At 74.1% G+C, this 1,494-nt stretch carries 2 protein-coding genes; both read left to right on the plus strand.

All coding sequences use genetic code 11. From position 1 onward, the window contains the following. The first annotated feature begins 406 nt into the window (after nucleotides 1–406). Nucleotides 407–613 (plus strand): antitoxin, encoded by a 207-nt coding sequence (locus tag ACFV6D_RS38070; RefSeq protein WP_063350645.1) that lies wholly within the window; start codon nucleotides 407–409, stop codon nucleotides 611–613. A gap of 84 nt (nucleotides 614–697) precedes the next feature. After that, on the plus strand, nucleotides 698–1,402 hold the full coding sequence (locus ACFV6D_RS38075; protein WP_380343269.1) for a lytic transglycosylase domain-containing protein: 705 nt from the start codon (nucleotides 698–700) through the stop codon (nucleotides 1,400–1,402). The last annotated feature ends 92 nt before the right edge of the window (nucleotides 1,403–1,494 follow it).

Consider the following 1,494-nt stretch of genomic DNA (forward strand, 5'->3'; position numbering starts at 1 on the left):
GGAGGCCGCGGGCCGTGGCGGGCGGGCGGCGGGCGGCGCGGCGGGCTCCGCCGGGGCGGCCTCGCGCGAGCGCTGCGCGGGCAGGGCGGGGTCCTCGGTGCGCGGTCCCGCGTCCTGGTACGGCGTTCTCGCCCGCTGGCCGGCCATGCGCACTTCCCTCGCTCGTTTCGGCTGCCGCGGCGCGTGCGCGCCGCTGTGCGTGCCGGGACGCGTTCCGTCCTGGTGGCGGTTCCCAACTTCTACATGGCTGTAGAAGTTGGGCTGGAGCATACAAACCCATTCCAGCAAAGTCACCCGCCGTCCTTCGGCAGCGGCCGAGCGCCTGGTGGGCCGTCGTTAGGATGGTCATGATCCCCCGCCACGTCGGCACACCATCAGGAACGCGTCAGAGGAGCAGAGCGTCACCATGTTTGAGAGTCTGAAGAACCTCGCGGACAAGGCCACCGACCTCGCCCGCGAGCACAGCGGCGTGCTCGGGCAGGGCCTGGACAAGGTCGGCGACGTGATCGACGACCGCACGGACGGCAAGTACAGCGGCCAGATCGACACCGGCGTCGAGAAGGCCAAGGGCTTCCTGCGCAACCTCGACGGCGAGCAGAAGCCGGCCGAGTAGCCTGCCACCGGGCACGGTCGCCGGCACGATCGGCAGTACGACGGTCGAACAAGGGCACGGGCACACGGGGAGGGGTCGGCAGCGATGAGCGAGGGGCAACAGGGGTCGCGCTGGGGGCGCTGGCTGGTCGTCGGCATACTCGTCGCGGCCGGGTGGGGCATCGTCCACGGCGGTGACCACCCCACCACGGCGTCGTCCGACGCCTCCCCGTCGGCGACCCCCTCCCCGGACGGTGCCGGGCCCTCCGCGTCCGCCCCGTCCGCGTCCGCCTCGACCGCGCCGTCGAAGCCGTCGAAGCCGTCCGGCCGCTACGACCCCGCCGACTACGCGGCCCCGGTACGCCGGTACGCCGCCGAGGCCGGGGTCAACCCGCAGCTGCTGATGGCGATCCTCTACAACGAGTCGTACAAGCCGCACGACCCGGAGCTCGAACGGGCCTGGCAGCGCGGCAAGCCCGAAGCCTCGTTCGGCATCGCCAACATGCACCGCGCCGCCTTCGACGACACCAAACCCGGCCGCCCCTTCGCCGACCGCCAGTGGGAGGAGCTGCCGGACGACCGCGACCTGGCCGTCCAGGCGGCCGCCTGGCACCTGCACGACCTGGCCGGGCAGCTCCCGGCACGGCCGAGCGCGCCACTGAACCACGACGAGCTCCTCGCCCTCGGCTACAACGCCGGCGCGGGCAACATGCTGGCCTTCGCCCGGGGGGTCAAGGTGGGCTCCCAGGCGCAGTCCTACCTCGACCGGCTGCACGACAACTGGGCCAAGTCCGGCACGGCCGTCCAGTAGCGGGGGGGGGCGCGCCGGGGGCGGGGCGGGGCGGCGGGGGGGGCAGTGGTGTCGGGGGGGGGGGGGCGGCGGGGGCGGCGGGCCGCGCGCGG

Source organism: Kitasatospora sp. NPDC059812 (assembly GCF_042732075.1).
GTDB lineage: Bacteria > Actinomycetota > Actinomycetes > Streptomycetales > Streptomycetaceae > Kitasatospora.

What these genes read in the sequence shown, in the direction of transcription:
- ACFV6D_RS38070 (WP_063350645.1), top strand. Translation starts at nt 407, where the DNA reads ATGTTTGAGAGTCTGAAGAACCTCGCGGACAAGGCCACCGACCTCGCC.
- ACFV6D_RS38075 (WP_380343269.1), top strand. Translation starts at nt 698, where the DNA reads ATGAGCGAGGGGCAACAGGGGTCGCGCTGGGGGCGCTGGCTGGTCGTC.